The sequence below is a fragment of the Bartonella callosciuri genome, assembly GCF_014203215.1.
Taxonomy (GTDB): domain Bacteria; phylum Pseudomonadota; class Alphaproteobacteria; order Rhizobiales; family Rhizobiaceae; genus Bartonella; species Bartonella callosciuri.
Window position 1 is genome coordinate 206,092 of the sequence record NZ_JACHIM010000002.1, and the last position, 17,628, is coordinate 223,719.

15 protein-coding genes are annotated in these 17,628 nt (G+C 38.3%); 10 read left to right on the forward strand and 5 right to left on the reverse strand.

Annotated elements, in window-relative coordinates:
- The first annotated feature begins 44 nt into the window (after positions 1 to 44).
- The 3 genes from HNQ69_RS02795 to HNQ69_RS02805 all read left to right on the forward strand — a co-directional run bounded on the left by HNQ69_RS02795 (position 45) and on the right by HNQ69_RS02805 (position 1,477).
- Positions 45 to 275 carry a F0F1 ATP synthase subunit C gene (locus tag HNQ69_RS02795; protein ID WP_004855165.1) on the forward strand — a complete coding sequence of 77 codons (231 nt, stop codon included), beginning with the start codon at positions 45 to 47 and terminating at the stop codon, positions 273 to 275.
- Between the two features lie 129 nt (positions 276 to 404).
- Positions 405 to 971 (forward strand): F0F1 ATP synthase subunit B, encoded by a 567-nt coding sequence (locus HNQ69_RS02800; RefSeq protein WP_183228559.1) that lies wholly within the window; start codon positions 405 to 407, stop codon positions 969 to 971.
- An 11-nt stretch (positions 972 to 982) separates the two neighbouring features.
- A complete protein-coding gene (locus HNQ69_RS02805; protein ID WP_183228560.1) occupies positions 983 to 1,477 on the forward strand; it encodes a F0F1 ATP synthase subunit B in 495 nt (164 codons plus the stop codon).
- Between the two features lie 650 nt (positions 1,478 to 2,127).
- Here the strand turns inward: HNQ69_RS02805 and glyS are convergent.
- The 4 genes from glyS to HNQ69_RS02825 all read right to left on the reverse strand — a co-directional run bounded on the left by glyS (position 2,128) and on the right by HNQ69_RS02825 (position 8,268).
- On the reverse strand, positions 2,128 to 4,350 hold the full coding sequence (gene glyS, locus HNQ69_RS02810; protein WP_183228561.1) for a glycine--tRNA ligase subunit beta: 2,223 nt from the start codon (positions 4,348 to 4,350) through the stop codon (positions 2,128 to 2,130).
- Positions 4,350 to 5,291 (reverse strand): glycine--tRNA ligase subunit alpha, encoded by a 942-nt coding sequence (locus tag HNQ69_RS02815; protein WP_183228562.1) that lies wholly within the window; start codon positions 5,289 to 5,291, stop codon positions 4,350 to 4,352. The genes glyS and HNQ69_RS02815 overlap by 1 nt, the downstream gene beginning before the upstream one ends.
- 102 nt (positions 5,292 to 5,393) lie before the next feature.
- On the reverse strand, positions 5,394 to 7,097 hold the full coding sequence (locus HNQ69_RS02820) for a tetratricopeptide repeat protein (RefSeq protein WP_183228563.1): 1,704 nt from the start codon (positions 7,095 to 7,097) through the stop codon (positions 5,394 to 5,396).
- 94 nt (positions 7,098 to 7,191) lie between these two features.
- The gene (locus tag HNQ69_RS02825; protein ID WP_183228692.1) at positions 7,192 to 8,268 is read right to left on the reverse strand and encodes a polyprenyl synthetase family protein; all 1,077 of its coding nucleotides are present in this window, start codon (positions 8,266 to 8,268) and stop codon (positions 7,192 to 7,194) included.
- A gap of 195 nt (positions 8,269 to 8,463) precedes the next feature.
- Here HNQ69_RS02825 and HNQ69_RS02830 point away from each other — a divergent pair, with 195 nt between their 5' ends.
- The 7 genes from HNQ69_RS02830 to HNQ69_RS02860 all read left to right on the forward strand — a co-directional run bounded on the left by HNQ69_RS02830 (position 8,464) and on the right by HNQ69_RS02860 (position 15,430).
- The gene (locus tag HNQ69_RS02830) at positions 8,464 to 9,255 is read left to right on the forward strand and encodes a tRNA1(Val) (adenine(37)-N6)-methyltransferase (protein WP_183228564.1); all 792 of its coding nucleotides are present in this window, start codon (positions 8,464 to 8,466) and stop codon (positions 9,253 to 9,255) included.
- A gap of 191 nt (positions 9,256 to 9,446) precedes the next feature.
- Positions 9,447 to 10,295 (forward strand): S49 family peptidase, encoded by an 849-nt coding sequence (locus HNQ69_RS02835; protein ID WP_183228565.1) that lies wholly within the window; start codon positions 9,447 to 9,449, stop codon positions 10,293 to 10,295.
- A 264-nt stretch (positions 10,296 to 10,559) separates the two neighbouring features.
- On the forward strand, positions 10,560 to 11,459 hold the full coding sequence (locus HNQ69_RS02840) for a 4-(cytidine 5'-diphospho)-2-C-methyl-D-erythritol kinase (protein WP_183228566.1): 900 nt from the start codon (positions 10,560 to 10,562) through the stop codon (positions 11,457 to 11,459).
- 251 nt (positions 11,460 to 11,710) lie between these two features.
- Positions 11,711 to 12,382 (forward strand): ribonuclease HII, encoded by a 672-nt coding sequence (locus HNQ69_RS02845; protein ID WP_183228567.1) that lies wholly within the window; start codon positions 11,711 to 11,713, stop codon positions 12,380 to 12,382.
- Complete coding sequence (locus HNQ69_RS02850; RefSeq protein WP_183228568.1) at positions 12,379 to 13,341, forward strand: L-threonylcarbamoyladenylate synthase; 963 nt, start codon at positions 12,379 to 12,381, stop codon at positions 13,339 to 13,341. The genes HNQ69_RS02845 and HNQ69_RS02850 overlap by 4 nt, the downstream gene beginning before the upstream one ends.
- A gap of 2 nt (positions 13,342 to 13,343) precedes the next feature.
- Positions 13,344 to 14,753 (forward strand): FAD-binding oxidoreductase, encoded by a 1,410-nt coding sequence (locus HNQ69_RS02855; protein WP_183228569.1) that lies wholly within the window; start codon positions 13,344 to 13,346, stop codon positions 14,751 to 14,753.
- A gap of 149 nt (positions 14,754 to 14,902) precedes the next feature.
- Positions 14,903 to 15,430, forward strand: coding sequence for a DUF6101 family protein (locus HNQ69_RS02860; protein ID WP_183228570.1), 528 nt, complete (start codon positions 14,903 to 14,905; stop codon positions 15,428 to 15,430).
- An 848-nt stretch (positions 15,431 to 16,278) separates the two neighbouring features.
- Here the strand turns inward: HNQ69_RS02860 and purD are convergent.
- Complete coding sequence (gene purD / locus HNQ69_RS02865) at positions 16,279 to 17,553, reverse strand: phosphoribosylamine--glycine ligase (RefSeq protein ID WP_183228571.1); 1,275 nt, start codon at positions 17,551 to 17,553, stop codon at positions 16,279 to 16,281.
- Positions 17,554 to 17,628 lie beyond the last annotated feature (75 nt).

Here is a 17,628-nt window from a genome sequence, read left to right on the forward strand (position 1 = left end):
GGTTTTCCGTCGAATGGTATAATTTTGCTTTAAAGGAGAATAATATGGAATTAGTGCTTGCAGCAAAATATATTGGCGCTGGTCTTGCTTGCTTTGGTATGGCCGGGACAGCTTTAGGCCTTGGGAATATTTTTGGTAGCTATCTTTCTGGTGCATTACGCAATCCATCAGCAGCTGATAGTCAGTTTGGCCGCCTTGTCTTTGGTTTTGCTGTGACAGAGGCTTTGGGTATTTTTTCATTACTCGTTGCTTTGTTGCTTCTTTTTGCGGTTTAATCAGTTCCAAGAGGGTATGTTCGTTTCTATATTAAGAGGCAGACCTACCCTTAGTTTTGGTAGAAGAAACGTTAGTCACTTGTCATAATTTTAAAGAGCTTTAATAAGTTGTTTGAAGGATAAAAGAGGATGTTTGTTTCCAGCGCTTATGCACAAACTACTGAAACGTCGGTAGAGCATATCAAAAATGTGGCAGGGCATGCCAATCGTGTATTTCCACCTTTTGATTTTGTGCATTTTGGTTCACACCTTTTTTGGTTGGCAATTTCTTTTGGTTTTTTTTATCTCTTTATCTCTCGTGTTATTGTACCGCGTATTGGTGGTGTTATTGAAACACGTCGGGATCGGATTGCATCTGATTTGGATCAGGCACTGCGTATGAAGCAGGAAGCAGACACTATGGTTGAAATTTACGAGCGGAAATTAGCAGAAGCCCATTCTCGAGCGTATGTTATAGCGCAGGCCGCTAATGAGGAGATAAAAGAAAAAGCTGAGCTTGAACGAAAGGAAATTGAAGCAGGTTTAGAGAAAAAACTAACAGACGCTGAAAGAAAGATTGCGAAAATACGGGATAAAGCTATGCAAAACGTTGGCTCAATTGCTGAGGAACTATCCCTTGAAATTGTAAAAAAATTGATTGATGTTGATGTTGAAAAAGTGTCTGTTCATTCGGTTGTTAAAGCTGCAGATTACTAAAGGATACAAAGATGACTGATACTTTTTGGGCCTTTGTTGGGTTAGTTCTTTTTTTAGCTCTTTTGGTTTATTTCAAAGTTCCGCAGATGGCTGTACGCCATCTTGATGTGCGAGCAAAACGTATCAAAGATGAGCTTGATGAGGCTCTTCGTCTTCGTGAAGAGGCACAGGAAATACTGGCCGAATATCAGCGCAAACATGCGGAAGCAGAGAAGGATGCACAGGAGATTATTGCAGCAGCTAAACATGAAGTTGCCACTATTATCGCTCAAACGCGTGCAAAAGCAGAAGAATATGTAAAGAATCGTAATAAATTGGCAGAGCAGAAAATTGCTCAAGCAGAAGCTGATGCGATACGTATGGTTTCTTCATCTGCTATCGATTTAGCGGTTTCCGCTGCTCGGACGCTTATTGAAAAGGAATTAGATTCTGATAAAGCCAATGAACTTATTAAGAAGTCTATTTGTGAAAAGTCCTTGAGTCAAATGAAAACATATCTTAATTAATAGCAGTTTGTGGTGTTCAAAAAACTAGTTTTTCAGAAGCGGAATTTCTTTTCAGGGGTGGATGTTTCATTTTTTTAACTTCATTTTGTGCGAAGAGTTTACGTATTTATTTTAGAGAGACATCTCTCCATCTTTTAAACTCATTTTTCAATGTTTATTCGTTAGGAGTATAATACAAGGTGATAGGGTGGCACTATTTTTAGCTTTATAGAAACGAAGCTAGGATTTTCATTTGGCTTATTAGCTAAAAAATATTGCGATTTCTTTTATATTTAGACACTTTATGAGAGGTGTATTTACCCTTTTTTCAAAGAATTTTCTATCCCCATGTTTATATCTCTTGCAAGGTGAAGAAGACAGTTTTCTATTCATAATGAGAGAGTTTGAAGAAGGGGATTCTTTATTTTTTATTCTAATTTAATATGTAAAATGATAAATTATTAGGAATATGTCAATGTGGTTCGTTTGAGAGGTTATGCAATTTTTTGATAAGTTATTATAAATTGTTATTTATGCTATGAAGTTACAATTATTTAAAATTGCTTCAAACTTCATGTTGAAATTGTCTCGTAATGTTTTAATGTTCGGTGACAAGAAGAGAAAAATTCTATTTTATTTATTACTTTTTCAGTTTATAGCGCGTTTAAATTTTAGACGACAAGCTTTGAGAAGTCAGCGGCCGCTTGTGTTATGATATTGATACGTTGGAGAAGAGCAAGACGATTAGTGCGAATATTGTGATCTTTATCGTTTACCAATACTCTTTCAAAAAATGTATCAATAAACTTTCCCAGTGGCGCTAATGTATTGAGTGCAAGCGATAAATTTGTTGCATTAATGTGATCACAAACTTTTCTGTCTGTCTCAATGACTGCATGATAGAGCTGTTTTTCTTCTTTTTCAATAAAGAGTTTAGGGTTAATTTCGTTTGCTATTATTGTACCTTTTTGAAATTCATTCTCGAGAATGTTTACAGTACGTTTTACAGCAGTTAAAAATTTGCTTCCATCACTTGTATTAATAAAAGCGATGAGTGCCTCGATGCGACGTGCGATTAATAAAAAGTCATCAGCATCTTTATTTAAGACTGCTTCAATAGCATCATAACGAGCGCCTTCCTCTTTTAGATAAATTTTTAAACGTTCATGAAAAAACAGTAAAAGATCTGATAAAATATATTCTATTTTTTCTAGAAGTAGATTTTGCGGTTGTGTATCTTTTCTTTGAAATGTCTTATATTTAGTTTTTTGTTGTAAGAAAAGATTCGCTGCCAGTCTAAACAGTGGCATAAGATTAATTTTCCAGTCATGCAAGAGTAAAATCTTAATAATTCCCAATGCTGCTCGTCTTAACGCGTAGGGATCTTTTGAGCCAGTCGGTTTTTCATTAATGAGCCAGAAGCCAACGAGCATATCAATTTTATCGGCTAGCGCAATTGTTATAGCTAGAGGTTCTTGCGGAATGCGATCTTTTGGTCCTAGAGGTTTATAATGGTCTTCAATTGCTTCAGCTACGCGAGGATCTTCTTTCTGAAGAAGGGCATATTTTCGTCCCATGAGTCCTTGCAATTCAGGAAACTCTCCAACAACTTCTGTTTGTAAATCAGCTTTTGCGAGTACTGCTGCACGTTTAGCTAAGAGAGGATCTGCTTGTACCAAAGGGGCAATTTTTTGTGCTAAAGCAACGATGCGCTCTACTCTTGCACCCTGTGTGCCTAATTTTACATGGAAAGTCACATTCAAATGATCAAGCCGCGCCATTCTTTGATCGAGAGGTTTTTTTAAATCAAGATCAAATTTTTCAACGGAGGATTTCAAATTTTCGATATTGGGCAAGTCATGCTGATCCGTTTGCCAAAAATAGAGTGCATCGGAAAGACGAGCACAGACAACTTTACTATTTCCCTTGGAAATTTTTTTGCCTTCATCGCTTGCAAGGATATTAGAAACAAGAATAAAATGATGAGAGAGTTTGATCGTTTCGCCTTGTTTGCGCGTTACAAAACATTTTTGATTAACTCGAATGGTCAAGCGAATAATTTCTGGAGGAATATCAAGGAAGGATTTATCAAAATTTCCTAGAAGCACAACAGGCCACTCAACCAGTCCTGCGACTTCTTCCAAGAGAGCACTATCTTGAACAAGTTCTAAGCCGTTTGCAAAGCAAAGATTTTGAGCATCTGCCAAAATGATATTCTTTCGCCTTTCGGCATCTAGAATGACTTTATGGGCTTCAAGTTTGGTTATATAATCATCGAAACGACGAATTTGAATTGGTTTCCCATCACTTAAGAAACGATGACCATAGGTTACATTATTGCTTTTGAGCGAACCAATGGTAAACGGAACAACATGTGTTTCACCAATTTCGGGTCCGAAGATGCAGAGAATGTTCTGTAAAGATCGGATCCACTTTAATGCTTCACTGTTGGCTGAATCTTTCCCCCAACGCATAGATTTAGGCCATGGAAAATTGCGAATAATATCCGGTACAATATCAGCAATAATTTCTTCCGCACTCCGCCCTTTTTTGATGATTTTAGCAATATAAAAATCACCTTTTTTATTGTCATGCGCAATGTGCGCTTCAGAAATATCACTTAGTCCTGTTGAGCGTAGAAAACCATCAATCACATTTTGTGGTGATTTTATACTGGGGCCTTTGCGCTCTTCATGGATATCTTTTGAACGCATAGAAAGACCACGTATATCTAATGTTAGTCGACGGGGTGTCCAATATTCTCGAGCAGCTTTATAGGTCAAGCCTGCATTCACAAGTCGATCCGTAACAGACCTTTTGAGATCAGCAGCAGCTTTTCGTTGCATGCGTGCAGGGATTTCTTCGCTGAAAAGTTCAAGAAGAAGATCAGACATTAGGCTTCTCCTTTTTGTATTTGACCAGCTTGCGTGCGTAAGAAGGCTTCTCCACAGCGGCGTGCAAGATCGCGAACACGAAGAATATAACTTTGTCGCTCAGTCACAGAAATAACGCCACGTGCCTGCAAAAGATTGAAGATATGGCTGGCTTTAATACATTGGTCATAAGCTGGAAAAATACACCGATGTAAGCCATTTTCTTTATTTGGTTTTCCAGCCTCAAGGAGTGCGATGCATTCACATTCTGCATCGATAAAATGCTGGTATAGCAGTTTTGTATTCGCAAATTCGAAATTGTAATATGAATATTCCTGTTCTGCTTGTAAAAAAATATCTCTATAGCTTATTTTATTTTCTCCATCTAAACCATTAAAGTTAAGATCATAGACGTTATCAACACCCTGGATATACATTGCTAGACGTTCAAGTCCGTAGGTGAGTTCTCCCGAAACTGGGGCACACTCAATGCCGCAAACCTGTTGAAAATAAGTAAATTGCGAAATTTCCATTCCATCGCACCAACATTCCCATCCAAGTCCCCAAGCACCCAAAGTTGGACTTTCCCAATCATCTTCGACAAAACGAATATCGTGAAGCTTTGTATCAAGACCGATGGCTTGTAGCGACTTAATATAAAGTTCTTGTAAATCGGAGGGAGAGGGCTTGAGAAGCACTTGGAATTGATAATAATGCTGTAAACGATTTGGATTTTTACCATATCTTCCGTCTGTTGGGCGTCGAGAGGGTTGGACGTAAGCCACTTTCCAAGGGCGTGGTCCCAGTGAGCGCAGTGTTGTGGCTGGATGAAAAGTTCCAGCTCCAACTTCCATATCGTAAGGTTGCAAAAGTGCGCATCCATAATGAGCCCAATAATTTTGCAGAGTTAAAATAAGTCCCTGAAAAGAGCGCCTTGGATTAAGATGTTCAGGTAGTTTCACGCTTTATACTCTTTAATATTTTAATCAATAGATAGTAACCAAAGGAACTTCAGACTCTATAGTTGTCTATTGTTTCATGTGCTTATGGTCAAGCATCATTGTTTACTGTAAGCCAAATTTTAATTTTTCTTGGATTCTCTTGGCGTTTTTTGAGTTTTTTTCTTCCGCATCAACTGCATGATTCCACTGAAATAATGCTTCACGTTTACGCCCAACTTGCCAATAGGCATCGCCTAAATGCTCATTTAATGTTGGATCTGCAGGTTGCAGTTTGACAGCATTTTCTAACATTTGAACAGCTTTGTTATATTGTTTAAGTTTGTAATAGGCCCACCCTAAAGAATCCAAGATATAACCATTTTGCGGTTGTAACGTGAAAGCTTTCTGCAGCATATGGAGTGATTCTTCAAGTTTTTGACCACGGTCAACAAGTGAATAGCCTAGATAGTTAAGAATTTGTGGGTGATTGGGAAAAAATTCAAGTGCTTTTCGCAGGTCAATCTCGGCTTTTTGCCATTGATCTAAACGTTCAAAAGCGATCCCACGTTGATAAAAGAGCTTCCAATCATCTCGTTGAAAGTTTTTTATTTGTGCGATAGCACGGTCCAGAGGTTGGATAGCTTCGAAAAATCTATTATTTTGCATATAAATAGCAGCGAGCGTTATCAAAGTGTGACGGTCATTGGGGAATTTTTTCTTTAATGACGTAAGGAGTTTGATAGCTTCATTATAATTATTGTTCTTTGCAAGAAGGAACGCAAGGTGAAGCTGTCCGTCCCTATAATAAGGGGATTTAGGTGGTAAAGCGTAGTAAAATTTAATTGCCTGATGTAGATCCCCCAATTTAGAAGAAATCTGTGCGAGTTGAAACAGTATTGCATCATTTTGAGGGTATAAAGTGAAAGATAACTGTTTGAAAATACGTGAAATTGTTCCTGAGCTCTTGTGGTTGAGGGCTGTTCCAAAGTTGTATAATACTTCGCCTGCTCCCTGTTGAGAAGTTTTAACCAACCTTTCTAAGGGAGCGCCTTTTTCAATTTTTTCTCGGATGTTTTTGAGCGCTTCTTGACCTGACAACATTTTTTCGCCATGCTTAATAGTCTGAAGAGCTTGATTGCGCATGTTATGGCGCAATTGGAATGAGGCGTAGGCTATGATAATACGTTCATAGGTATTAGGGGCTATCAGAGGACTTTGTTTGTTATTAAGTGCTTGAATAAAATACTTTTTTGCATTTTCTGTATGTCCTGCTAAGTCGTTCATAAGTGCGAGGTGATAACTTATAAAAAGGTTATACCAGACAGTTCCTTTGATCTTTTCAAGATCAGAGATTGCTTGAGATTTTTGTCCAGATCCAAATGTCACCCACGCTCCGATGAGCTCAATGACTGGATTATTACGTGCAGGAAGTGCTTTTAATTGTAAAAGAAGTTTAGCATTTCTGTAGTCTTTTTTGATAAGACTGTCTACTGATAATGTCAAGGAAACGAAGGGAGTTATAATACCTTGCTCTTTTAGTTTTTTTGCTTGCTGAACAGCTTCTTTGAAGGATCCCACGGAGAGCAAGGCTTCAAGGAGTTCTTTTTGTGTTTCGATGTTATCAGGTTTATAAACGAGCGCTTTCTTTAAATAATTGATAGCAAGAACTGTTTTATTTTCGTGATTTGCAACTCTTCCAGCTAGATAAGCACCTGTAAATGAGGTTGTATTTATAGTGGCGTTTGTTTTGCTGTAAGTACCTGATATCATCAACATGATGCCCGCGACCAAGAAAGTGAAAAAGCGGGATGCTGCAGCACTACACATAGAGCTAATCCTTTTGAAAATAATCAATCGACTGTATGGTTTATATCATATTCCGATTACTTTACTGAGAAATTATTGTGATTCTTTCAAAGAATCAGTTTACGCGTGCAATACAAAAAGCAACAGTTTCAATGAGAGCATGGTGAGCAGGGCTTTTGTCAATTGAAGCGAGAGCATCAATTGCACGCCTCCCATAGATGCGTGCTTGTTCTATTGTATCTGTAAGGCTATCATATTTTTCGATTAAATGTTGCGCATGTGCGAAGGCTTCCTCATTGTTATTGCTGTTTTCGAGAGCTTGTTTCCAGAATGCTTTTTCTACTGTATTACTCCGTGCATATGCGAGTATAACAGGCATTGTGATTTTTCCTTCTCTAAAATCATCGCCTATATTTTTTCCCAAATTTTGAGTAGCACCACCATAGTCAAGTGCATCATCAATCAATTGAAAAGCTAATCCTAGCAATGTTCCGTATTCACGTAATGCCGAACGCTCTTTATCTTTATAGCCAGCAATAATTGGTCCAACTTCAGCGGCAGCTGAAAAAAGTGCTGCCGTTTTTGCATTGATGATTTTAAGATAGTCTGAAATACTGGTTTCTATATTTTTTGCTGTAGAAAGTTGCATAACCTCTCCCTCGGCAATAATTGCAGCAGCGTTAGCTAGGACAGAAAGAGCTTCTATAGAACCAACCTCAACCATCATTTTGAAAGCTTGTCCCAACAAAAAGTCACCGACAAGTACACTTGCTTGATTTCCCCAAATCACTCGTGCAGTAGATTTTCCACGTCGTAAATTACTTTCATCAATCACATCATCATGTAATAAGGTTGCTGTATGCATAAATTCAACGGCTGTTGCGAGTTTTACATGCCCATCGCTTTGATAACCGAACATATGAGCGGAAGCTAACGTGATCATTGGGCGTAACCGCTTTCCACCTGATGAAATGAGGTGGTTGGAAATTTCAGGGATCATTTCAACCTCTGATTTTGCCATAGAAAGAATAAGCTGATTTACGCATTCCATATCATTTTTGGTAAGGTTGATCAGGGATTGAAGAGACATTTGACTATTTCTTGTTTGATCTGATTTGGTGGCTACACTCAATATGGTTACTCCTAGAGTATTGCGATGAACGTATATGAATTCTATTTTGTGTACTAGCATAAAGGGGGTTTTGTTTTGACTCAAGCTTTTGATGCTACGAAGTGGAAGTCTTCGATGATATTGGCAAAGAATATTTTTAAAAGCTTGTGTAATGTTGTTATTATGAAGTTATGGAAAGAATTTGAACAAGCGTTGTTTAAATAACAGATGACAGACATAAAGTGCAGTTTATAAAGGTGAACATTAGGCTTTCAAATGGATGAAATAACGAATCAGAGTGATGAAACAATTGATAGTTTTCATCGCGGGAAGTTTTATTTGGTTCAACCACGTAAATATGGCCATCGTTCTGGTATGGATGCTATGTTATTAGCCAGTTTGGTGCCGAATGATTTAAAGGGTAAGGTTGTTGATTTAGGTGCTGGTGCTGGTGCTGCAGGGTTGGCGGTTGCTTCGCGTTGTCTAAAAGTTTATGTTACTTTGGTTGAACGATCAGCTTTTATGGCATCTTATGCTCAAAAAACGCTGATGCTAAAGCAGAATGAAAAGCTTGCTGAGCGAATTTGTTTGTTAAGGGCAGATGTTACTTTCAAAGGTAAGGAGCGCTTAAAAGCAGGACTGGAAGATAATTCTTTTGATTTTGCAATTATGAATCCACCTTTTAACAATCCTGCAGATTGTAGAACACCTGATAAACAAAAATCTGAGGCACATGTAATGTCTGAAGATATGTTTGAAAATTGGTTACGGAGCGCAGCAGCAATTGTAAAGCCAGGTGGGTACTTAGGGCTCATTGCGCGTCCACAGTCGTTGACTAATATTTTGAACGCGTTAGAGGGCCGCTTTGGCGGTATCTGTATAATTCCTGTTCATGCACGTGCGACAACGGCAGCAATGCGTATTTTGTTTTATGCAAAACGGGGAAGTAGAGCAGCTTTATCCGTATTACCCGCGTTGATTATGCATAATGAGGAGGATCAAGCTTTTTCACCACAGATTGATGCCATCAATAATGGACGTATAAGTTTGTGGGAATTTTTTAAATGATATCTTGTGTTTTCCAGTTTATTATTTAAATTCAGATTTGATCTTTTATTTTTAAAGGATTTTAATTATGGATGAAATCGGGTTTTGGTTTGCATTTTGGGCTTTTTTGGGCACTGTCGTGTTTAGTTATGGTCTTCCTCATTTATTACCTTTTCTTTTCTTCTAATAATTTATAAGGAAATTTCGTTTTGATGGATGTTATCAAGAATCTTGTTCCGCGCCGTTTTTATTCTAGTAAACTTGAAATTCCTGTGGTGCGTCTTTATGGAGCTATTATGGATTCAGCTTCGCCAGTAGCGCGTACGCTTTCATTAGCCAAGTGTGCGAATCTTTTAGACAAGGCTTTTGCGTACAAAAGAACACCAGCTGTTGCACTTATTATCAATTCTCCTGGTGGCTCTCCTGTGCAATCACGTTTTATTTTTAAGCGTATCCGCGATTTGGCAGAAGAGAAAAATAAACAGGTTCTTGTATTTATTGAGGATATAGCAGCATCAGGTGGTTATATGATTGCTTGTGCTGGGGATGAAATTTTTGCTGATCCTTCTTCGATTGTTGGTTCTATAGGGGTTGTTTCAGCGTCCTTTGGTTTTCCAGAACTTTTGAAAAAAATTGGTATTGAGCGGCGTGTTTATACAGCAGGAAAAAATAAGGTTACTTTGGATCCATTTCAGCCAGAAAAGAAAGCGGATATTGAGCATTTGAAATCTTTACAACTTGAAGTTCACAAAACTTTTATCGATTTAGTTAAAGAGCGACGTGCAGCGAAATTATCGAACGATTCCAATATTTTTACAGGAATGTTTTGGAGTGGAAGGAAAAGCGTTGAGCTTGGCTTAATTGATGGACTGAATGATGTGCGCTCTGTTATTAAGGAGCGATTTGGTGATGATACAAAACTTCGGTTAATAGCTCCTCCAAAAAGTTTTTTAGGACCTAAAACCGCTTCAGGAATTACGGCTAATGCGGTTTATACTGCAGTTGATAGTCTGTTAATGACAGCACAGGAGCGGGCACTTTGGCAGCGTTATGGTTTGTGATAGAAAAAGTGGTTCGATAAACGATGAGTTTAGTTGATAATTTTACTTAAAAACGTTTGTTAGAAAGAAAGACTTAAAATGATACGGATGGTTGCGTTCGGTTTATTTTGTATCATAGCTTTCCATATTTATTATTTATTTAGGAAACGATTACAGAAGACATTACAGGGCTTTTGTCGTGTAGAGGCTGAGTCACATGTGGGGAAAAGAAGTACTTTGGTAAAAGATCCTTGTACAGGTGAATATTTCGTCAGATGATATTGGATGTACAAGCTTTCTTCAAAGAGCATTCTTAATTTATTTACACCTGTTAAGTTGAATTTAGCTTTGCATGTTGTGGGGCAGCGTGCTGATGGTTATCATTTAATAGAAAGTTTGGTCTATTTTAGTCTCAGCGGTGATTATTTAGGCTATGCACCTTATGAAAGTGACCACTTCGTGTTAACAGGTCCGTTTGCGGATGGACTTGCTTCTGATACAGGAAATTTAGTTATTCGCGCACGTGATTTTATGCGTGAGAAATTTCCTGAAAGTGCTAAACCTGCTTTTTTTCAACTTATTAAGATGTTACCTGTTGCTTCAGGCGTTGGTGGTGGTTCAGGCGATGCTGCTGGTGTTTTGAGCATATTGCGTCGGCAATGGAATCTTGATTGCTCTTGTGAAGAATTGGCGGAAATGAGCTTAGCACTTGGTGCTGATGTGCCAATGTGTCTTTTTGCATTGGAATATCAGCAGCCGCTTCTTGTGAAAGGAATTGGCCAAGATATTGCTCGACTAAAAGATGCCTGTTCTTTGGCAGTAGTGTTAGTGAATCATGGTCAACAGATTGCAACGAAAGCTGTTTTTAAGGCTTTGGAGAAGCGCAATCATCTTCCTTTGAAAATTGATCCAGCAGCTCTAACGACGGTTGATTCATTGGTTGAAGCTTTACAAAAGACGCGTAATGATCTTTTTTCTTCTGCATTAAAAATTGCACCTCAATTAATTGAAGTGTTAGCTACATTAGATGAGTGTGGTTCTCTTTTTTCTCGTATGTCTGGGGCAGGGGCGACTTGCTTTGGTATTTTTAAAGATCAACAAGCAGCCCAAAAGGCTGCCCTTTTGATAAAGTCGATGCATCCAAGTTGGTTTGTGAAATCTATCATAACTTTAGGAAGGGTTTGATAGATAAACATAAAAGTAAAAGATTTTATTGAGAAACGGTTCTGTTATGTGCGATGGGGTGTGTATTTTTTGTTTTTACGATTAAATTTGTGCATGCTAGTATAACATTTTAGCAAAATAATCGAAAAGTAGTGTGGAATAGTCGGTAATCTAATTTTTTGTTTCTGTGTTTGTATAAGAATTCACTAGGACGTTTGGTGAACTATTTTGAATAGGGCTTGCAGAAAAAGGCAAGCTATAAAAATGGATGTATGTTTCCTTGTATTTGTGATTTATCAAAGATGTTTAATTTACCACTTCAGCCAAATTTTTCATGCGAATTAGATTTGCAGAAACAGGGTTTTTTGCATATAGCGGGTGTTGATGAAGTGGGACGTGGTCCTCTTGCGGGTCCTGTAGTAACGGCAGCAGTTATTTTGGATAAAGACCATATTCCTGAAGGGCTGAATGATTCAAAAAAACTCTCTATCCAACGACGCAATGAACTTTATGATGAAATTTTGCAAAATGCATTAGCGATTTCGATTGCTAGTCTTTGTGCTCATACGATCGATCAATCTAATATTAGAAAAGCAACTTTAGAAGCAATGCGTCGCTGTATTACAGGACTAGCAGTTCCAGCTAACTATGCTCTGGTTGATGGGCGTGATATTCCCTCTCATTTGCCATGTTCAGCAACTGCTTTAATTAAAGGCGATCAACGTTCCATTTCAATTGCAGCAGCATCTATTATTGCCAAAGTAACGCGGGATCGGATGATGGAATGTGCGGGGCAAGTTTATAAAGGTTATGGTTTAGAGAAGCATGTAGGTTATGCAACGCCAGCGCACCGTGCAGCTCTTAATACATACGGACCAATTATGAGGTTACATCGTTATAGTTTTTCTCCACTCAAAGAGCGCTACAGGGATGATATGTCATGACGATTTTGCCTTTCAATAACGCTTCGTTAAAAGAGGCAGTTGCACTTCTTGAACAGGGGAGGTTAGTGGCTCTACCGACAGAAACTGTTTACGGATTGGCGGGTGATGCGACCAATGAGAGGGCAGTATCTTCTATTTTTTCTATGAAGAGGCGTCCACAATTTAATCCTCTTATTGCCCATGTAAGCAGCATTGATATGGCAGAACGCTACGTTAAAATTGATTTTCTTTCACGTCGATTAATGGAGGTATTTTGGCCAGGACCTTTGACATTAGTTTTACCTTTAAAGGCGCAGCATAATATTCATCCTTTAACCACTTCCGGTTTGAATACATTGGCTGTCCGTTTTCCAGAGAGTTGTTTTGCAAAAGTTGTACAATGTTTTGGTCGACCGCTCGCTGCTCCTAGTGCGAATCAATCGGGACGTCTTAGTCCTACTTCGGCTAAAGCTGTTTTAGAATCGTTAGGGGAATCTGTTCCTTTGATACTTGATGGAGGCGCTTGTAAAATAGGATTAGAATCAACAATTATTAAGGTTTGTGGTGAAGGTATTTATCTTTTGCGTCCCGGTGGGCTTGCCGCTGAAGAGATTGAAGAAATTGCAGGGTTATCACTGAAGCGGATAGATCAACGGGCTGCGATTGAGGCACCAGGTATGTTAAAATCACATTATGCACCCAATGCCTCGATTCGTTTAAATGTAAAAGAAGTGAAAAGCGGTGAAGCACTTTTGGCATTTGGTCGAAAACGCATTATCGGGGTTGAAAATGCCGTTTCTGTTTTAAATCTTAGTGAGAGTGGACAGTTGGAAGAGGCGGCCTCTCATTTATTTCAATACATGAGGGAATTGGATTCATTCAAGGTGAGATCTATTGCCGTCGAACCTATTCCCTCATACGGATTAGGTGAGGCCATTAATGATCGTCTCATACGTGCTGCGGCTCCAAAGGAGAAATGAAGATGGAGCAGGAGTTAATTGAGAAGTTTACAAAAATTGTTGGCGATGCATACGCTATAACCGATCAGGCGTTAATTGCACCCTATTTACTCGAACAACGCGGACTTTTTCATGGAAAAACACCATTACTATTACGGCCATCTTCTACCGCAGAAATATCGTCAATTATGCGGTTAGCTAGCCAAACATGCACACCGATTGTACCTCAAGGGGGAAATACAGGTCTTGTGGGTGGTCAACAGCCAGATGAGAGTGGAAACAGCGTTCTTTTATCCATGGAACGATTGAACAAGATAAGATGTATGAATCTTGAAGGTAATATTGCTGTGGTGGAAGCTGGTGTTATTTTACAGGACTTACAGAAAAAAGTCGATGAATCAGATCGTTTTTTTCCTCTTTCTTTGGCTTCGGAAGGCTCTTGTCAGATAGGAGGAAATCTTTCATCTAATGCTGGAGGGACGGCTGTTTTAGCTTATGGCAATATGCGTGAACTTTGTCTTGGTTTGGAAGTCGTTTTGCCTGATGGTCGTATTTTGGATGATTTGCGTTTTGTAAAAAAAGACAATAGCGGTTATGATTTGAAAAACCTTTTTATTGGTGCAGAAGGCACTTTAGGAGTTATAACAGCGGCAGTTTTAAAGCTTTTTCCAAGACCCAAAGGAAAAGCAGTTGCTTTGGTTGGTTTATGTAGTCCAGCTAAGGCTCTTGGGTTTTTATCTCTTGCACAATCTCATGGAGTGGGGATGTTGACTGGTTTTGAGCTCATGGGAAAATTCAGTTTGCAAATGGCTTTAGACTATAAGATGTGTGAAAAATCTCCTCTTGAACATGAGCATGAATGGTATGTATTAATTAATATTTCATCATTACAGAGCGAGGATGAGGCATTATCAGTGCTCAGTATTATTTTGGAAGAAGCTTTAAAGGATACTGTGATAGAAGATGCGGTTATTGCGCAATCGTTAAAGCAGCAAGATTTTTTTTGGCAATTGCGTGAAAGTATATCATCTGCGCAAAAATTAGCGGGAGGGTCCATTAAGCATGATATTGCGGTCCCTACTGCTTCAATTCCTGATTTTATCGCTGAGGCAACACTTATTGTTGAAGATATTATTCCAGGTGCGCGGGTGGTTTGTTTTGGTCACATGGGCGATGGAAATTTGCACTATAATATTACACAGCCTATAGGAGCTGATTCTGCAGCCTTTTTGCGTCTATGGGCACAAATCAACCATAGCATTCACAGTTTAGTGATGCACTATAAAGGTACGTTTTCTGCTGAGCATGGAATTGGTCAACTTAAGCGTGAGGAACTGCGCACTTTCAAATCACCTGTTGCGTTAGACATTATGCAAGGGATTAAGAAAACACTCGATCCTTTAGGGATTATGAATCCTAGAAAAATATTATAATTCAAGAGAGATGAATTTTATTATGTGTTTTTGTTTATATTTCAATAACCAAAAAAGAAACCAGTTGTTTTTTTTAAAATCTTTTAATAATTCAATGAAGGAAAGCTGTTAAAGAGTGTATATTATTAAGATAAATTGGGACACTATATATGGCTCATCAATGCTTTAATCAGGCAAAAGCGGTGCTTGAATTTCGGTTAGATCCGTGCCATTTGCCACAAACAACAACATATTTCTCATCCAAAACGGGCGATCAAATCGTTTGTTCGTTAAGTGAGCGCGGTGTTTTTTTTAAAACGGAGACTCTCTCAAGTTTATCACATTTAATGCCGCCTTATCATTTCAAAGGAATTGCAGCACGTACTGTAAAAACGCGCTCAGGAGAGAGAGCTGTTGCATTAGAACTTTTGCATGCAGATGAAGAAGCTTGTATCCCGCTTTTAGTTTCTAGAGACTTAAATAATGTTCTTTTAGATTGGCGATTATGGGCGGATACTTATGACCTTCCTATGCTTATGATTAATGAAGATAACCGCCTTATGGTTGTCAAAGATCGTTCTGATCTACGTCGATTTTTTTGTACAACACTGCATTCTAAACAAAAGCGCTTTTCACTTCGTTATAGCAATCCATTGGGTTTGCGTTTGATTATCGCGAATCGAATTACGCTACAGTAAGTAGTATTGAGGTACATTCATTTTTTTGCTATTGCACTACTATGTGCGTTTATTTTTGCTATATTTTGCACTTTATTGACTATAAATGAAAGCTTTGTTAGCTCTCAATACTGCTACAGTTTTTGCCTTTAATCAGTTCATAAGAGGCATTTTTTAGTCTTTTTAAAAAGGATTTTATTTGCTTGTTGATTTTGCTTATGAGATGCAAGTAGGTGGTTTTTACTAATTTATCACAAACAGGATTGAAATGAGAGAGTCTTACTATATTCGGGACTCTCATTGGATATGCGAAACGATGAATTATTTTTAATAAATTAATGTATTATCTCTGTTTAACAATAGTGCATTTGCAGTAGGAGACGATTGACATTAGATACTTCTTCTATTGTTGTTATAACAACAATGCTTTTTTCCGAGGTAGCTAAATTTCCAACTTTAATGACAATAGGAATAACTTATAAATAAATCGAGTCTTTATTATTAAAGCATTGGTAAGTCATAGTAGGCAAAATTTTATGCTTTTCTTTAGGCAAAGATCATGACAGTAGGCGATACTTGTTTTCAAGTTTGGATAAAAAACTTATTTGTGAAAAGAAGTAAGCAAGTGAATTTTAGTGGGCACAGCAATAAGATAATTATGGGGGTGTGATCACAGTTTCATACTCAGGCAACTTTCTTATTTTTTGTTTTGTGATGGATATGAATAGCGCATTTGTAGTGTTTTATTTTTCAGCGGAAAATCAGATATTCTTCTCCAAAATTATTAGCGTATCGAGAACAGTGAACAAAATTATGCATCATGCTATTAAAATCTATTATAAAATTGTGAAAACTAAGCTACAAAAAATTTAGCTTTCTCGCGCAATAGCGCGCCATCCAATATCGCGGCGAACAAAGCCATCTGGCCAATCAATACAATCGACAGCTTCATAGGCACGTTTTTGTGCTTGGGTAATGGTTTCTCCTGTCGCTGTTATATTTAAAACGCGTCCACCATTAGCAATGAGTTCTCCATTGCGTAATGCTATACCAGCTTGAAAAACTTTGACATCAGGGAAAGTATTGACCTTATCGAGGTTGCGGATAACAGTACCTTTTTGGGGAGAATCCGGGTAACCTTTGGCAGCCATAACGACAGTCAAAGCAGTTTTTTCAGACCATTTAAGGTGTTTTTGTTTCAGATTTCCTTGAGCAGCGGCAAGAAGAAGTGGCAGAATGTCTTCCTGTAAGCGCATCATTAAAACTTGACATTCAGGATCACCAAATCGCACATTAAATTCAATTAATTCAGGTCCTTTTTGCGTTATCATCAATCCGACGAAGAGAATACCTTTAAAGGGAGCTCCCATTGCGTTCATACTGCGTAGAGCTGGTTCAACAATTTCTTTGAGGGTACGATTAATCATTTCTTCGGTCATGATAGGAGCAGGTGAATAGGCACCCATGCCGCCAGTGTTAGCTCCAGTATCACCGTCACCCACACGTTTATGATCTTGTGCTGATCCAAAGGGAAGGGCAACTTTACCATCACAAAGACAGAAAAAGCTTGCTTCTTCCCCTTCAAGAAAGGATTCTACAACAATTTTTTCTTTTGCATTGCTTGATGCATTTTTGAAGCAGGCCTCAACTGCATTAAATGCTTCTTCTCTTGTTGTTGCGACCACAACGCCTTTACCAGCCGCTAAACCATCGGCTTTAATGACAATGGGAACACCTTGTTGACGAATGTATTCTTTGGCTTTTTCAGCATCATTAAAGCATTGGTAAGTTCCTGTGGGAATGTTATTCTTATAGCATAGATCTTTTGTGAAAGCTTTTGAACCTTCTAGCTGAGCCGCTTTTTGAGTTGGTCCAAATACACAGATATGAGCATTGTTAAGAGAGTCTGTTATACCTGCAACGAGTGGTGCTTCTGGTCCAACAACTACAAGATCAATAGAGTGTGCTTTACAAAAATCAATGACAAGAGTATGGTCATTAATGTCTAAATCAATATTTTCACCAAATTCTATGGTTGCAGGATTTCCGGGAGCGCAATATAATTTTTTTAGCAGTGGTGATGCTGCTATTTTCCATGCTAAAGCATGTTCTCGTCCACCTGAGCCGATAAGAAGAACGTTCATTACTTACTCCTATTACAGAAGATGATTCATACAGTCTTCTTGTCATAAGAATGAAATGTCTCTATCGCAAGATTA